The following is a 14,960-nucleotide window of genomic DNA, read 5'->3' on the forward strand; positions in this document are numbered from 1 at the left end:
GAAGACGATATGTTAAAGCGATATTTTGCGCCGTTGTTACTGGCATCACTGGCAATGTCCGGATGCCAGTCATCCCCTGAAGGGAAATTCACGCCAGAGCAAATCGCGGCCATGAAATCCTATGGCTTTAACGAACTGAATGGCGACTGGTCTCTGGGCCTGTCAGATAAGATCCTGTTTGATAAAAATGACGCCAGGCTGCGCCCGGAAAGTGAAACGCAGATCCAGACTATGGCCTCACGCCTGGCGGCAACCGGCCTGAACCACGCCCGGATGGATGGCCATACGGATAACTATGGCGAAGAGAGCTACAACGAAGCGCTTTCGTTAAAACGTGCCAATGTTGTGGCGGATGCCTGGGCGAAGGGCGCGAACATCCCGCGCAGCAACCTCACCACGCGGGGCTTAGGCAAAAAATACCCTGTCAGCAGCAACCGCACTGCACAGGGGCGCGCTGAAAACCGCCGGGTTGCGGTAGTCATCAGCACGCCTTAAGGCTATTTAACGGATGTTCCGGCGAGCGACACGCCTGAAACCGCTCGCCAGCGCAGCCAGTCAATCACAATAAAGACCACCAGACTGACGCCCATTACTGGCAACGCCAGCCCCAGCAGGAGGCTTATCAGGAACGTCACTCCCCTTCCCCACAGCGGCAATGCCAGCCAGCTTTGACAGAGCGTCTGTACCGGGTTCGCGGCTGACGTTGCAGGGCGACGCATCCACCACATCCGGTATCCCCAGATAATCAACACGCACAGCGCAACGCCAAACGCGATGAGCAGCAGCTGATTTGCCAGACCAAACAGGATCCCCATATGGAAATCCACGCCCCAGCGGGTGAGTTTAGCCATCAGCGGGAAATCCCCGAAGCGAGTGCTGTCCAGCACCTTCAGTGAGTGGGGATCCACGGCAACGGCATCAACCTGCGTCGGCCAGCGGCGATCGATTTCCGTCACCGTCCAGGCCTGGTCGTCCCTGCTTGCCGGGCGGATCTCAACCTTTTTCGCATCAATTCCTGACTGGCGGGCGGCCTGCAATACGCTGTCAAAAAGCGACAGTTCAACAGGCATTTCAGGCATCGTCATTCCCCCGTGATGACCACGATGTTCGGCGTGTTCATCCCTCATTTCCGGCGCACCGGAAAGGGTGGTATTTACCTGCGGCGTCAGCCAGTTCATCTCTGCACGCAGCTTATCGACGTTGCCACCGGCCCATTGTGACCAGGTTAACCCGGTGACTGAGAACAGCAGCATTCCCGTCAGTAACGTCCAGCCTAAGATCACATGCAGGCGACGACGATTCTGGAAACGATTGTTAATACGGCGCTTCGGTCGGGTGTAGAACCACAGCGCGATCCCGCCCAGGGCAGCAACCCACATCCACGAGGCGGCTAACTCGCTATAGAGGCGTCCGATGTTGCCCAGCATCAGCGAGGTATGCAGATAATCGATAGTCTGACGCAGCGGTAAAATCCCGCTGGTGCCGTACACAGTCATATCCCCTCGAACCTCAAGGCTGGCGGGATCAATAAAAATAGCCCGATGCTCGGAGGGACCCAGCGCCGGGTCGGCAAACATCACGCGGGTCGTTTCACCCTCTTCCAGCCCCGGACGAACAGCATGTAAACGCAGCGCTGAACCCACGGCCTTTTCTGCCACGGCAATTTGTTCAGCAAGAGGCTGCGCCTCACCAACGGCATCCGTGTGGAGTGCATAATGGTACAGCGCATTTTCAAGCTGCGGCGTGGCGACATACAGCGTACCGGTCAGCGCTGCGAAGAAGATAAACGGACCGACAAACAGCCCGATATAGAAATGGAGGCGACGCAGCAGGTTTCCCCATGCCGCGCGCGGAGTGCAGGTAGTCATACTTTTCCTTTTTAAGGCAAAAAGTGAGTGATTTTGTTTTAAAGGGAGAAAGCAGACCGACGCGGCGGCGCGCGGGTATCGGGGTAAAGCCAGGGGAAGAAGTGCCAGTGGCTGACCGCCTGACGAGGCGGCTTCACGCGCAGCCGCTGCAACACCACGCTGAGCAGAACGATAAGCGCCAGCATCACGCCAGGCACATGCGCTAACAGCACGCAGTAGCCGCATGCTTCAGCATGGTCAACTGGCATAGAATGCGTCATATCACCATGATGCTCGTCCACCGACATCATGCTCATGTCGTGGTGCATGCCCGGCATGGCGCTCATGGGATCTTTTTGCAGCGAGACGGAGATCAGCGGCGCCACGACGATCAGCAGGATCGCAAACAGCGCGGTCAATGCCGCTGCGCGTTTCCAGCTATGCTGATGCAGTACGTTATCCACTTACCCTCCACCCAAGAGGCGAACATTGTAAATGATTTATGACGGAAGGGTTAACGCGAGAGGTGCGATGAGATAAAAAAAGGGCCAGCCTTTCGGCCAGCCCTTTCTAACAGGATGTCGCTTAAGCGAATCTTAGTTCAGACGCTCTTTAATACGAGCAGACTTACCAGTACGCTCACGCAGGTAGTACAGTTTAGCTTTACGTACAGCACCACGACGTTTAACAGCAATGCTGTCAACTACCGGAGAGTGAGTCTGGAAGACACGCTCAACGCCTTCGCCGTTGGAAATTTTACGAACAGTGAATGCAGAGTGCAGACCGCGGTTACGAATAGCGATAACCACGCCCTCGAATGCCTGCAGACGTTTTTTGGAACCTTCAACAACCCATACTTTCACTTCCACGGTGTCACCTGGACGGAAGGAAGGTACGTCCTGCTTCATCTGCTCTTGTTCAAGTTGCTTAATAATGTTGCTCATAATTTAATCTCTTATCCTGGGTAAACTGATATTCGGGAGCGTATTACGCTTTCCCATCATGTTCATGCTGCTGGTGCGCGTGTTCAGTTTTGAACTCGGCCAGCAACTTTGCTTGCTCTTCAGTCAGAGCCAGGTTTTCCAGAAGTTCAGGTCTTCTAAGCCAGGTTCGGCCCAGCGACTGCTTCAAACGCCAGCGACGTATCTCGGCATGGTTTCCAGACAGTAACACTGCCGGGACTTCCATCCCTTCTAACACTTCAGGACGAGTATAGTGTGGACAGTCCAGCAACCCATCGGCAAAGGAATCTTCCGTTGCCGAAGCTTCATGGCCCAGAACCCCCGGAATAAACCGGGCGACGGAGTCAATCAGCGTCATTGCCGGTAACTCACCACCGCTGAGAACGTAATCGCCGATAGACCATTCTTCGTCAATCTCGGTTTGAATTACGCGCTCATCTATTCCTTCGTAGCGACCACAGACCAGAATCAGTTTTTGATTCGTCGCCAGTTCGCTCACGCCCGCTTGATCAAGCTTGCGTCCCTGAGGTGACAGATAAATCACCTTCGCGCCTTCACCTGCCGCGGCTTTTGCTGTGTGAATGGCGTCCCGTAAGGGTTGCACCATCATCAACATCCCCGGTCCGCCGCCGTAAGGACGATCGTCCACGGTACGGTGCCGGTCGTGCGTGAAGTCACGAGGACTCCAGCTCTGGATGCTCAGCAGGCCATTCTTTACTGCCCGGCCAGTTACCCCGTAATCGGTAATCGCGCGGAACATTTCAGGAAACAGGCTAATTATGCCAATCCACATAGCGCCGTCTTTTACCGTTTATCCGGAGAATTTAAAAACCAGGATCCCAATCTACTTCAATGGTTTGAGTAGTGAGATCGACTTTCTTGATAACCTGTCCATCGAGGAACGGAACCAACCGCTCCTTGATGCCAAATGCATCTTTCAGGTTTGCCTTAATGACGAGAACGTCATTTGACCCGGTTTCCATCATGTCGATGACTTTCCCCAGGCTGTAGCCTTCAGTGGTCACTACCTGGCAACCCATAAGGTCTTTCCAGTAGTAGTCACCCTCTTCTAGCTGCGGCAACTGCGACGAATCCACGACAATCTCACAATTAGTCAGCGCATTCGCGGCATCACGATCGTCAATGCCTTTCAGCTTGATGATGATGTCCTGATTGTGGTGACGCCAGCTTTCCAGCTCGACCTCTTCCCACTTACCGGCTTTCTGGATAAACCAGGGCTGGTAATCAAAAATGCTATCAGCGTCTTCAGTGGAGGAAAACACTCTGAGCCAACCACGGATACCGTAGCAAGAACCCATTTTTCCCAATACGATCGGTTCAACAGGTGCTTTATTGCTCATCATGACCACCGTGACAGATTAAGCTGCTTTGTTTGCTGCTTTGATCAGCGTAGCAACGCGATCGGAAACAGTAGCGCCCTGGCCAACCCAGTGAGCGATACGATCCAGATCCAGACGGGTTTCTTCTTCTGCGCCAGCGGCCAGTGGGTTGAAGAAACCAACGCGCTCGATGAAGCGACCGTTGCGTGCATTACGGCTGTCAGTCACAACAACCTGGTAGAACGGACGCTTTTTAGCGCCGTGACGTGCTAAACGAATAGTTACCATAACATCCTCTTGTGTGAATAAAACAACCGGGCCCCATCGAGGAACGGAGCCCGGGTGTCATATTAAAAGCCCGAAAATTTTACTCATTTTCGGGCAAAAAGCAATCTCAAAAGCGATTATCGCCCAGGAAAACCGGGCGGCATCATGCCTTTCATGCCGCGCATCATCTTCGCCATGCCGCCTTTCTTCATTTTCTTCATCATGCGCTGCATGTCGTCGAACTGTTTCAGAAGGCGGTTTACGTCCTGCACCTGCATGCCGCAACCGGCAGCGATACGGCGTTTACGGGAACCTTTGATGATTTCTGGCTTCGCGCGCTCTTTCAGCGTCATCGAGTTGATGATGGCCTCCATACGCACCAGCACTTTGTCATCCATCTGGGATTTGACGTTGTCCGGGATCTGGCCCATGCCTGGCAGTTTGCCCATCAGGCTTGCCATGCCGCCCATGTTTTTCATCTGACGCAGCTGCTCAAGGAAGTCGGTCAGATCGAAACCGTCACCTTTTTTCAGCTTGCTGGCGAGTTTTTCCGCCTGGGCGCGGTCAACCTTGCTTTCAATATCTTCGATCAGCGACAGCACGTCGCCCATGCCGAGGATACGGGAGGCAATACGATCCGGATGGAACGGCTCCAGCGCTTCGGTTTTCTCGCCCACGCCGAGGAACTTAATTGGCTTACCGGTAATATGACGAATAGACAGCGCCGCACCGCCGCGGGCATCGCCGTCGACTTTGGTCAGCACCACGCCGGTTAACGGCAGGGCTTCGTTAAACGCTTTTGCGGTGTTTGCCGCATCCTGACCGGTCATGGCGTCAACAACAAACAGGGTCTCTACTGGATTGATAGAGGCATGAACCTGCTTGATTTCGTCCATCATCGCTTCGTCAACGTGCAGTCGACCGGCGGTATCCACCAGCAGCACGTCGTAGAATTTCAGCTTCGCCTCTTTCAGCGCCGCGTTAACGATGTCGACAGGCTTCTGGGCCACGTCGGACGGGAAGAAGTCCACGCCAACCTGCTCGGCCAGCGTTTCCAGCTGTTTGATCGCCGCCGGGCGATACACGTCCGCCGACACCACCAGCACCTTTTTCTTGTGCTTTTCGCGCAGGAATTTCCCCAGCTTACCGACGCTGGTGGTTTTACCCGCACCTTGCAGACCCGCCATCAGCACGACGGCTGGCGGCTGAGCCGCCAGGTTAAGCACCTGGTTCTCTTCGCCCATCGCCGAAACCAGCTCGTTACGGACGATTTTGACGAACTCCTGACCCGGAGTCAGGCTCTTGTTCACTTCATGGCCAACCGCTTTCTCTTTCACGCGGTTGATAAAGTCACGCACGACCGGCAACGCGACGTCTGCTTCCAGCAGCGCCATGCGCACTTCGCGCAGCGTTTCCTTGATGTTCTCTTCGGTGAGGCGTCCACGGCCGCTGATGTTGCGCAGCGTGCGCGACAAACGATCGGTTAAATTATCAAACATTGTCTCTCGCCTGGGGTAGAAACGTTAGGTCGCCTGGGCGACACATACACAGAATTTTGCCGGAGTATAACATGAAGGCGCCTTTGTTGTTATGCAACGGTTGGAGCAGGCGTCACGTAACGTTATACTGCTTCTCTTTCTTATTAAGACAACTGTCGACGCCTATATGCCTGTTTTCGCACTGATCGCCCTTGTTGCCTACTCTGTCAGCCTCGCGCTGATCATTCCTGGCCTGCTGCAAAAAAACAGCGGCTGGCGGCGCATGGCTATTCTTTCGGCAGTGATCGCACTGATTAGCCACGCCTTTGCGCTGGAATCACGCATTATCCCCGGCGACGGCAGCGTGCAAAATCTGAGCGTACTGAACGTCGGCTCGCTGGTCAGCCTGATGATCTGTACGGTCATGACCATTGTCGCGTCTAAAAACCGTGGCTGGCTGCTGCTGCCGATAGTCTACGCCTTTGCGCTGATCAATCTGGCGTTAGCCACGTTCATGCCCAATGAGTTTATTACTCACCTGGAAGCCACGCCGGGGATGCTGGTGCATATCGGCCTGTCGCTCTTTGCCTACGCGACGCTGATCATCGCCGCCCTTTACGCCATGCAGCTCGCCTGGATTGACTACCAGCTGAAAAATAAAAAGCTGGCGTTTAACCACGAAATGCCGCCGCTGATGGTGATTGAGCGTAAGATGTTCCACATCACCCAGGTCGGTGTGGTGCTGCTGACGCTCACGCTGTGCACAGGCTTGTTTTACATGAAGAACCTGTTCAGCGTGGAGAATATCGATAAAGCGGTGCTCTCCATCATCGCGTGGTTTGTCTATATTGTCCTGTTATGGGGCCATTATCATGAAGGCTGGCGCGGTCGCCGCGTGGTCTGGTTCAACGTTGCGGGTGCGGGCATTCTCACGCTTGCCTATTTTGGTAGCCGCTTCATACAGCAATTTGCTGGCTAAGTAACAAAAGGAGTTCCCCCTGGAACACATCTCTACCACCACGCTGATCGTCATTCTGGTCATCATGGTGGTCATCTCCGCTTATTTCTCTGGCTCTGAAACCGGCATGATGACGCTGAACCGCTACCGGTTACGTCATCGCGCCAAGCAGGGTAACCGTGCCGCGCGTCGTGTCGAAAAGCTTCTGCGTAAGCCGGACCGTCTGATTAGCCTGGTGCTTATCGGTAACAACCTGGTCAATATTCTCGCCTCTGCACTGGGCACCATCGTCGGGATGCGTCTGTACGGCAACGCAGGCGTGGCGATTGCCACAGGTGTGCTCACGTTTGTGGTACTGGTGTTTGCGGAAGTGTTGCCCAAAACCATCGCGGCGCTTTACCCGGAAAAAGTCGCCTACCCGAGCAGCTTCCTGTTAGCACCGCTGCTTATTCTGATGATGCCGCTGGTCTGGCTGCTGAATATGGTGACACGGGTGCTGATGCGCATGGTCGGTATAAAGGCAGACGTCACCATCAGTAGCGCGCTCAGCAAAGACGAACTGCGTACCATCGTGAACGAATCCCGCTCGCAGATCTCCCGCCGCAATCAGGACATGCTCCTGTCGGTGCTGGATCTGGAAAAGGTCAGCGTTGACGACATCATGGTGCCGCGCAATGAAATCGTCGGGATTGATATCAACGACGACTGGAAGGCCATTGTCCGCCAGCTGACGCACTCCCCGCACGGGCGTATCGTCCTCTATCGCGATTCTCTCGACGATGCCATCAGCATGCTGCGCGTGCGCGAGGCCTATCGCCTGATGACCGAGAAAAACGAGTTCACCAAAGAGGTAATGCTGCGCGCCGCCGACGAAATTTACTACGTGCCGGAAGGCACCCCACTCAGCACGCAGCTGGTGAAGTTCCAGCGCAACAAGAAGAAAGTCGGCCTGGTGGTGGATGAATACGGCGATATACAGGGGCTGGTGACGGTCGAAGATATTCTGGAAGAGATTGTCGGGGACTTTACCACCTCAATGTCGCCTTCCCTTGCGGAAGAAGTCACCCCGCAAAACGACGGGTCAGTGCTTATCGACGGCAGCGCCAACATTCGTGAAATCAATAAAGCGTTCAACTGGCATTTGCCGGAAGACGAAGCGCGGACGATGAACGGAATGATCCTGGAAGCGCTGGAAGAGATCCCGGCGACAGGCACGCGCGTGCGTATTGAGCAGTATGATATTGATATTCTGGACGTTCAGGACAACATGATTAAGCAGGTTAAGGTCCTGCCCGTTAAACCTTTACGCGAAAGTATCGCCGAGTAATGTTGTAGGCCGGGTGAGGCGAAGCCGCCACCCGGCACTACGGGTCGGCAAATTACGCTTTCGCTTTCGCCACGGTCACCATCGCAGCGCGAATAGTACGGCCGTTCAGGGTATACCCTTTCTGCATCACGCCCAGCACGTTACCCGCGGCAACGTCTTCGGATTCCACCATCGCAATGGCCTGGTGAACGTTTGGATCCAGCGGTACATCCGTATCGGCAATCACTTCAACACCGAACTTACGCACCACATCCAGCATGGATTTCAGCGTCAGCTCAATGCCTTCAATCATTGCCGCGTTATCCGGGTTAGCTTTATCCGCCACTTCCAGCGCGCGATCCAGGCTGTCGATCACCGGAAGCAGTTCGTTGACGAATTTCTCCAGCGCAAATTTGTGCGCCTTTTCAACGTCCAGCTCGGTACGACGGCGCAGGTTTTCCATTTCCGCTTTGATACGCAGTACGCCATCGCGTTCGCGATTCTGCGCTTCTACCAACTGAGCTTCCAGGTTGGCAATTTTTTCATCGCGCGGGTCCACCTGCTCAGCAGACGTGTCTGGCTCTACTGCCTCAACTTCATCGTGCTGTTCCGTGATAATTTCTTCAGGGGCTTGCCCCTCAGGCGTTTTCTGTTCTTTACTACTCATGAATTTCTCCGCGTTTTTCTGCATTCATCTCGCTAACTTCGCTTATTATGGGGATCAGTTTCCTGGATTCAAGGGAACAAGGCAGATTGTCATCATTCATCAGGCACAAGGACCTCCAGAAAATGAATAATCATTTCAGGTGTATTGGGATCGTCGGCCATCCGCGTCACCCTACCGCATTGACGACACATGAAATGTTGTATCGCTGGCTGTGTGGTAAAGGCTATGAAGTGATGGTCGAGCAGCAGATTGCCCAGGAGTTGCAGCTTAAAAGCGTCAGAACCGGCACGCTGGCGGAAATTGGCCAGCAGGCGGATCTCGCCGTGGTGGTCGGTGGCGACGGCAATATGCTGGGCGCGGCGCGAACGCTGGCTCGCTATGATATTAAGGTTATTGGTGTTAACCGTGGCAATCTCGGTTTCCTGACCGACCTCGACCCGGACAATGCGCAGCAGCAGCTGGCGGACGTGCTGGAAGGCCACTATATCAGTGAAAAAAGGTTTTTGCTGGAAGCCCAGGTGTGTCAGCAGGACTGCCAGAAGCGCATCAGCACCGCCATTAACGAGGTGGTTCTCCACCCCGGTAAAGTGGCGCACATGATCGAATTCGAAGTCTATATCGACGAAATCTTCGCTTTCTCGCAGCGGTCTGACGGGCTGATTATTTCAACCCCGACGGGGTCCACCGCCTACTCGCTTTCAGCCGGAGGTCCAATCCTTACGCCATCGCTGGATGCCATTACCCTGGTGCCGATGTTCCCGCATACGCTCTCGGCGCGTCCGCTGGTGATCAACGGCGACAGCACCATCCGCCTGCGTTTTTCTCATCGCCGCAGCGATCTGGAGATCAGCTGCGACAGTCAGATTGCGCTCCCCATTCAGGAAGGTGAAGATGTCCTCATTCGCCGCTGCGATTACCACCTGAACCTCATTCACCCAAAAGATTACAGCTATTTCAACACATTAAGCTCCAAGCTCGGCTGGTCAAAAAAATTGTTCTGATTTTGCATACAGCACTTTACTGTATATAAAACCAGTTTATACTGTATACAAACACAGTTATGGTTTTTCATACAGGAAAACAATTATGCTGGCACAACTGACCATCAGCAACTTTGCCATTGTTCGTGAGCTTGAAATCGACTTCCATAGCGGAATGACGGCGATTACCGGTGAAACCGGTGCAGGTAAATCCATTGCCATTGATGCCCTCGGCTTGTGCCTCGGTGGTCGTGCAGAGGGGGATATGGTGCGCACAGGCGCCGCCCGTGCCGATCTCTGCGCCCGCTTCTCGTTAAAAGACACACCTGCCGCCCTGCGCTGGCTGGAAGCAAACCAGCTCGAAGACGGACGTGAGTGTTTACTTCGCCGCGTCATCAGCAGCGATGGCCGCTCCCGCGGTTTTATCAATGGTACAGCGGTTCCCCTCTCCCAGCTTCGCGAGCTGGGCCAGCTGCTCATCCAGATCCATGGTCAGCATGCGCACCAGCAGTTAATCAAACCCGAACAACAGAAAGCCCTGCTTGATGGCTACGCAGGTGAGTACGCGCTTACTCAACTCATGGCGGAGCACTATCGTCAGTGGCATCAAAGCTGCCGCGAACTTGCGCAGCATCAGCAGCAAAGCCAGGAGCGTACCGCGCGCGCCGAGCTGCTGGAATATCAGCTGAAAGAGCTGAACGAATTTAACCCGCAGGCGGGTGAATTTGAGCAAATCGACGAAGAGTACAAGCGTCTGGCCAACAGCGGTCAGCTGCTCTCCACCAGCCAGACTGCCCTTAACATGCTGGCGGATGGCGAAGACGTGAATTTGCAGAGCCAGCTGTACAACGTGCGTCAGCTTGTGACCGAACTGACCGGCATGGACAATAAGCTTTCTGGCGTACTGGAAATGCTGGAAGAGGCCGCGATTCAGATTTCAGAAGCCGGGGATGAGCTGCGCCACTACTGTGAACGTCTGGATCTCGACCCGAACCGTCTGTTCGAGCTTGAGCAACGCATCTCCCGTCAGATTTCACTGGCGCGTAAGCATCACGTTACCCCGGAAGAGCTGCCGAATTACTATCAGTCTCTGCTGGAGGAACAGCAGCAGTTGGACGATCAGGCCGATTCCCTTGAAACCTTGTCTCTGGCGGTTAATCTGCATCATCAGCAGGCGCTGGAAACGGCGAAACGGCTGCACGACGTGCGGCAACACTATGCGCAGGAGCTTAGCCAGCACATTACCGACAGCATGCATACGCTGGCGATGCCGCATGGGGTGTTCACCATAGATGTTCGCTTTGAAGAGAATCACCTGACGGCGGAAGGCGCAGACCGCGTAGAATTCCGCGTCACCACCAACCCGGGCCAGCCTTTGCAGGCAATTTCGAAAGTGGCTTCCGGTGGTGAACTGTCGCGTATCGCCCTGGCCATTCAGGTGATTACCGCCCGTAAAATGGAAACCCCGGCGTTGATTTTCGATGAAGTGGATGTGGGTATCAGCGGCCCGACCGCGGCCGTTGTCGGCAAACTGCTGCGTCAGTTGGGTGAATCGACGCAGGTCATGTGTGTGACTCACCTGCCGCAGGTCGCCGGATGTGGTCATCACCACTTTATCGTCAGCAAGGAAACCGATGGTGAAATGACGGAAACGCACATGAAGCCGCTGGATAAACGCTCACGCTTGCAGGAGCTGGCACGCTTGCTCGGCGGCAGTGAAGTCACTCGCAATACCCTCGCGAATGCGAAAGAACTGCTGGCGGCATAAACTTTTTCGGGATCTCAGGGTCATACAGAACAACAAAAACGCCGCCAGACCGGTTTCAAAGTGGGGCAAGGTCTATTATCATCGGCATATTACATATGAGCCGCGTACTGCTCGGGCCCGAAAAGGAATCAAATCACTATGCGCTGTAAAACGCTGACCGCTGCCGCAGCGGTTCTTCTGATGTTGACCGCAGGCTGTTCCACTCTGGAGAAAGTGGTTTACCGTCCTGACATCAACCAGGGGAACTACCTTACCCCTAACGATGTGTCCAAAATCCGCGTGGGTATGACACAACAGCAGGTCGCTTATGCCCTGGGAACCCCGATGATGTCCGATCCCTTCGGCACAAACACCTGGTTCTATGTATTCCGCCAGCAGCCTGGTCATGAAGATGTAACCCAGCAAACCCTGACGCTGACCTTCAGCAGTGCCGGCGTTCTGACCAACATCGACAACAAGCCTGCCCTGACCAAATAATCAGGCGTCAGCAACGCAAAAAGGTGCTCAATGAGCACCTTTTTTGTGTACATTTATTTGGCTACTTACCGGATTTCTCTGCTCGCTGACGGCGCAACTCTTTCGGGTCGGCAATCAGCGGACGATAGATTTCAACCCTGTCGCCCTCTTTCAGCACATCACCGAGCTTAACCGGACGGCTATAAATGCCGACTTTATTCTTCGCCAGGTCAATATCACGGCGAAGTTCAAGGATGCCGGAGGCCCGGATAGCCGCCTCAACGGTGGCACCCTCTTCAAGCATCACGCGCTGCAAATACTGCTTCTCCGGCAGCGCATACACCACCTCAACAGCAATCTTATGCGACACTGTAAACCTCTTTGGCGCGCGTGGTGAACGCCTGAACCATATTCGAGGCAAGCTCTTTAAAGATTCGGCCAAACGCCAGTTCGATCAGCTTATTGGTAAATTCAAAATCCAGATGAAACTCAATGCGGCAGGCGTCAGCGCTCAATGGCGTAAACTTCCACCCTCCCATCAGTTTTTTAAACGGACCATCCACCAGATGCATCAAAATACTCTGATTGCTCGTCAGGGTATTGCGCGTGGTGAACGTTTTGCTGATCCCCGCTTTGGAGACATCCACGGCCGCAGTCATCTGCGTCGGGCCGGATTCCAGCACCCGGCTACCGGTGCATCCTGGAATAAATTCCGGATAGGACTGAACGTCGTTCACTAACTGATACATTTGTTCCGCGCTGTAGGGAACAAGCGCAGTACGGCTAATCTGAGGCATAGCATTTTCCATGGTCACACAACAGACAAATAATAACATTTATCACCTGTTAAAAAAACGCTAAGCCTTATCTCGTGCTAATATAGCGCGTTAGACCTCACAGGACGCAATGAGGTGACTTTTTAAAATCAGATTACCGACGGCTTTACGACACTTATGACGAAGAAAAAAGCACATAAACCTGGTTCGGCGACCATTGCGCTTAACAAGCGTGCTCGCCACGAGTATTTCATCGAAGAAGAATTCGAGGCTGGCCTTGCGTTGCAGGGCTGGGAAGTAAAATCGCTGCGTGCCGGGAAAGCCAACATCGGCGACAGCTACGTGATCCTGAAAGACGGTGAGGCCTTCCTGTTCGGCGCGAACTTTACGCCGCTGACCGTCGCCTCTTCACATTACGTCTGCGATCCAACCCGCACCCGTAAGCTGCTGCTGAACAAGCGCGAACTGGAATCCCTCTACGGACGCATCAACCGTGAAGGCTTCACCGTGGTGGCACTCTCTTTGTACTGGAAAAACGCCTGGTGCAAAGTGAAAATCGGCGTGGCGAAAGGTAAGAAACAACACGACAAGCGTACTGATTTGAAAGCACGCGAGTGGCAGCTCGACAAAGCACGTATCATGAAAAACGCAGGACGTTGATTCTGCGCACTTATTGTACTATTCAATAAGTTAGCGTTTCGGGCTGGTGTCGAGGAAGTAAAATCTGGTATACTGAGTTCAACACTATTGGGGCTGATTCTGGATTCGACGGGATTTGCGAAACCCAAGGTGCATGCCGAGGGGCGGTTTGCCTCGTTAAAAGCCGCAAAAAAATAGTCGCAAACGACGAAAACTACGCTTTAGCAGCTTAATAACCTGCTAAGAGCCCTCTCTCCCTAGCTTCCGCTCTTAAGACGGGGATCAAAGAGAGGTCAAACCCAAAAGAGATCGCGTGGAAACCCTGCCTGGGGTTGAAGCGTTAAAACTAATCAGGCTAGTTCGTCAGTGGCGTGTTTGTCCGCAGCTGGCGTGCGAATGTAAAGACAAACTAAGCATGTAGTACCGAGGATGTAGAAATTTCGGACGCGGGTTCAACTCCCGCCAGCTCCACCAAATATTGATGTACTGAAGTTCAGTAAAGTCTACTAAGCCCGCACAGCACAAGCTCTGCGGGCTTTTTTACGTCTATTGTAGTCTAGTGAGAATTGCTGAGAACTTCGAGTTATGGCACCCTGAATGGGACCCACGAAAAAGGGTCCTAAAATTGAGGGTCCCAAACATGGCCAAAATCGCTAAGAAACTCACTGACACTGAAATCAAAAGCACCAAACCTGCCGAGAAAGAGGTTAACCTTTTTGACGGCGATGGTTTGCTGTTGCGAATCGCTCCCTTGGCGAAGGGAGGGAAGAAAAATTGGTATTTCAGATATGCAGTGCCTGTGACCAAAAAGCGAACTAAGGTGAGCTTAGGAACCTATCCTCACCTTACACTTGCGAAGGCACGAGCTTTACGTGATGAATACTTGTCGTTGCTTGCAAATGGTATAGACCCCCAAGTTCATAACACCCAAAAAACCAATGCACTGAAAGAAGCCACGGAACATACATTTCAAGCAGTAGCCAAGAAGTGGCTTGATGAGAAAGTCAAAACGTCAGGCATCTCCCAAGATCATGCTAACGACATCTGGCGAAGCCTAGAGAGAAATATCTTTCCCACATTGGGTGATACCCCCATTAAGGAGATTCGCCCTAAAATGCTTAAACAGCATTTAGAACCTATAGAAAAACGAGGTGTCCTTGAAACACTTCGCCGCATCATATCCCGCCTGAATGAAATTTTCCGCTATGCAGCAACAGAAGAACTCATAGAATTCAACCCGGCAGACAATCTGGGGCAACGGTTCAGCAAGCCAAAAAAACAGAATATGCCAGCATTACCCCCTTCCGAACTCCCTCGCTTCCTGGTTGCTCTAAACAATGCTTCTATCCGTTTGGAAACAAGGCTACTGATTGAGTGGCAACTTCTCACATGGGTTCGCCCAGGTGAAGTGACCTGCCCCCACGATTAGATACAACACTCAGTTAGTAACGCCGGAATCTTCATTCTCAGAATGACCCTTTCTCCAGCCCGCTGCAAATTCAGACGGTGTCTGATA

The 14,960-nt window shown here is 53.4% G+C and carries 17 protein-coding genes, 1 other RNA gene and 1 pseudogene; 9 read left to right on the forward strand and 10 right to left on the reverse strand.

What is annotated here, in order from left to right:
• The first annotated feature begins 9 nt into the window (after window positions 1-9).
• Window positions 10-495 carry an OmpA family protein gene (locus ACOTX1_RS22655; protein ID WP_003863144.1) on the forward strand — a complete coding sequence of 162 codons (486 nt, stop codon included), beginning with the start codon at window positions 10-12 and terminating at the stop codon, window positions 493-495.
• 2 nt (window positions 496-497) lie between these two features.
• Here the strand turns inward: ACOTX1_RS22655 and ACOTX1_RS22660 are convergent, their stop codons facing one another.
• The 7 genes from ACOTX1_RS22660 to ffh all read right to left on the reverse strand — a co-directional run bounded on the left by ACOTX1_RS22660 (window position 498) and on the right by ffh (window position 5,915).
• Window positions 498-1,868 (reverse strand): PepSY-associated TM helix domain-containing protein, encoded by a 1,371-nt coding sequence (locus tag ACOTX1_RS22660; protein ID WP_023314689.1) that lies wholly within the window; start codon window positions 1,866-1,868, stop codon window positions 498-500.
• 38 nt (window positions 1,869-1,906) lie between these two features.
• Entirely contained in the window at window positions 1,907-2,311 is a 405-nt protein-coding gene (locus tag ACOTX1_RS22665; protein WP_003863141.1) for a DUF2946 domain-containing protein, read from the reverse strand.
• A gap of 132 nt (window positions 2,312-2,443) precedes the next feature.
• A complete protein-coding gene (rplS, locus tag ACOTX1_RS22670) occupies window positions 2,444-2,791 on the reverse strand; it encodes a 50S ribosomal protein L19 (protein ID WP_002914145.1) in 348 nt (115 codons plus the stop codon).
• A gap of 43 nt (window positions 2,792-2,834) precedes the next feature.
• Complete coding sequence (gene trmD / locus ACOTX1_RS22675; protein ID WP_003863138.1) at window positions 2,835-3,602, reverse strand: tRNA (guanosine(37)-N1)-methyltransferase TrmD; 768 nt, start codon at window positions 3,600-3,602, stop codon at window positions 2,835-2,837.
• A 31-nt stretch (window positions 3,603-3,633) separates the two neighbouring features.
• Complete coding sequence (gene rimM, locus ACOTX1_RS22680) at window positions 3,634-4,173, reverse strand: ribosome maturation factor RimM (RefSeq protein ID WP_003863136.1); 540 nt, start codon at window positions 4,171-4,173, stop codon at window positions 3,634-3,636.
• A gap of 15 nt (window positions 4,174-4,188) precedes the next feature.
• Window positions 4,189-4,437 (reverse strand): 30S ribosomal protein S16, encoded by a 249-nt coding sequence (gene rpsP, locus ACOTX1_RS22685; protein ID WP_003863133.1) that lies wholly within the window; start codon window positions 4,435-4,437, stop codon window positions 4,189-4,191.
• Window positions 4,438-4,553: 116 nt separating this feature from the next.
• Window positions 4,554-5,915, reverse strand: coding sequence for a signal recognition particle protein (gene ffh / locus ACOTX1_RS22690; protein WP_003863132.1), 1,362 nt, complete (start codon window positions 5,913-5,915; stop codon window positions 4,554-4,556).
• A gap of 166 nt (window positions 5,916-6,081) precedes the next feature.
• Between ffh and ACOTX1_RS22695 the strand changes: the two genes are divergently transcribed.
• Window positions 6,082-6,873, forward strand: coding sequence for a cytochrome C assembly family protein (locus ACOTX1_RS22695; RefSeq protein WP_003863130.1), 792 nt, complete (start codon window positions 6,082-6,084; stop codon window positions 6,871-6,873).
• A gap of 19 nt (window positions 6,874-6,892) precedes the next feature.
• Complete coding sequence (locus tag ACOTX1_RS22700; RefSeq protein WP_032609927.1) at window positions 6,893-8,179, forward strand: HlyC/CorC family transporter; 1,287 nt, start codon at window positions 6,893-6,895, stop codon at window positions 8,177-8,179.
• Window positions 8,180-8,231: 52 nt separating this feature from the next.
• Here ACOTX1_RS22700 and grpE read toward each other — a convergent pair whose 3' ends face one another.
• On the reverse strand, window positions 8,232-8,825 hold the full coding sequence (gene grpE, locus ACOTX1_RS22705; protein WP_003863126.1) for a nucleotide exchange factor GrpE: 594 nt from the start codon (window positions 8,823-8,825) through the stop codon (window positions 8,232-8,234).
• Between the two features lie 122 nt (window positions 8,826-8,947).
• Here grpE and nadK point away from each other — a divergent pair, with 122 nt between their 5' ends.
• From nadK to bamE, 3 genes are all read left to right on the forward strand, one after another.
• Window positions 8,948-9,826: an NAD(+) kinase gene (gene nadK, locus ACOTX1_RS22710; RefSeq protein ID WP_003863124.1), complete on the forward strand. Its 879-nt coding sequence runs from the start codon at window positions 8,948-8,950 to the stop codon at window positions 9,824-9,826.
• A gap of 85 nt (window positions 9,827-9,911) precedes the next feature.
• Window positions 9,912-11,573, forward strand: a complete 1,662-nt coding sequence (recN, locus tag ACOTX1_RS22715; RefSeq protein ID WP_023314691.1) for a DNA repair protein RecN — start codon at window positions 9,912-9,914, stop codon at window positions 11,571-11,573.
• A 138-nt stretch (window positions 11,574-11,711) separates the two neighbouring features.
• Complete coding sequence (bamE, locus tag ACOTX1_RS22720; protein ID WP_003863121.1) at window positions 11,712-12,050, forward strand: outer membrane protein assembly factor BamE; 339 nt, start codon at window positions 11,712-11,714, stop codon at window positions 12,048-12,050.
• A 61-nt stretch (window positions 12,051-12,111) separates the two neighbouring features.
• Here bamE and ACOTX1_RS22725 read toward each other — a convergent pair whose 3' ends face one another.
• Window positions 12,112-12,399, reverse strand: a complete 288-nt coding sequence (locus tag ACOTX1_RS22725; protein ID WP_023314692.1) for an RnfH family protein — start codon at window positions 12,397-12,399, stop codon at window positions 12,112-12,114.
• Window positions 12,389-12,826, reverse strand: coding sequence for a type II toxin-antitoxin system RatA family toxin (locus tag ACOTX1_RS22730; RefSeq protein WP_003863117.1), 438 nt, complete (start codon window positions 12,824-12,826; stop codon window positions 12,389-12,391). Before ACOTX1_RS22730 ends, ACOTX1_RS22725 begins: the two co-directional genes overlap by 11 nt.
• A 156-nt stretch (window positions 12,827-12,982) precedes the next feature.
• Between ACOTX1_RS22730 and smpB the strand changes: the two genes are divergently transcribed.
• From smpB to ACOTX1_RS22745, 3 genes and pseudogenes are all read left to right on the forward strand, one after another.
• Entirely contained in the window at window positions 12,983-13,465 is a 483-nt protein-coding gene (gene smpB, locus ACOTX1_RS22735; RefSeq protein ID WP_003863115.1) for an SsrA-binding protein SmpB, read from the forward strand.
• Between the two features lie 89 nt (window positions 13,466-13,554).
• Window positions 13,555-13,918: a transfer-messenger RNA gene (gene ssrA / locus ACOTX1_RS22740) on the forward strand.
• 166 nt (window positions 13,919-14,084) lie between these two features.
• Window positions 14,085-14,852: pseudogene (locus ACOTX1_RS22745) on the forward strand (phage integrase central domain-containing protein); the annotation flags it as partial.
• Window positions 14,853-14,960 lie beyond the last annotated feature (108 nt).

Source organism: Enterobacter cloacae complex sp. IR5401 (assembly GCF_049238425.1).
GTDB classification, from domain to species: Bacteria; Pseudomonadota; Gammaproteobacteria; order Enterobacterales; family Enterobacteriaceae; genus Enterobacter; species Enterobacter hormaechei_C.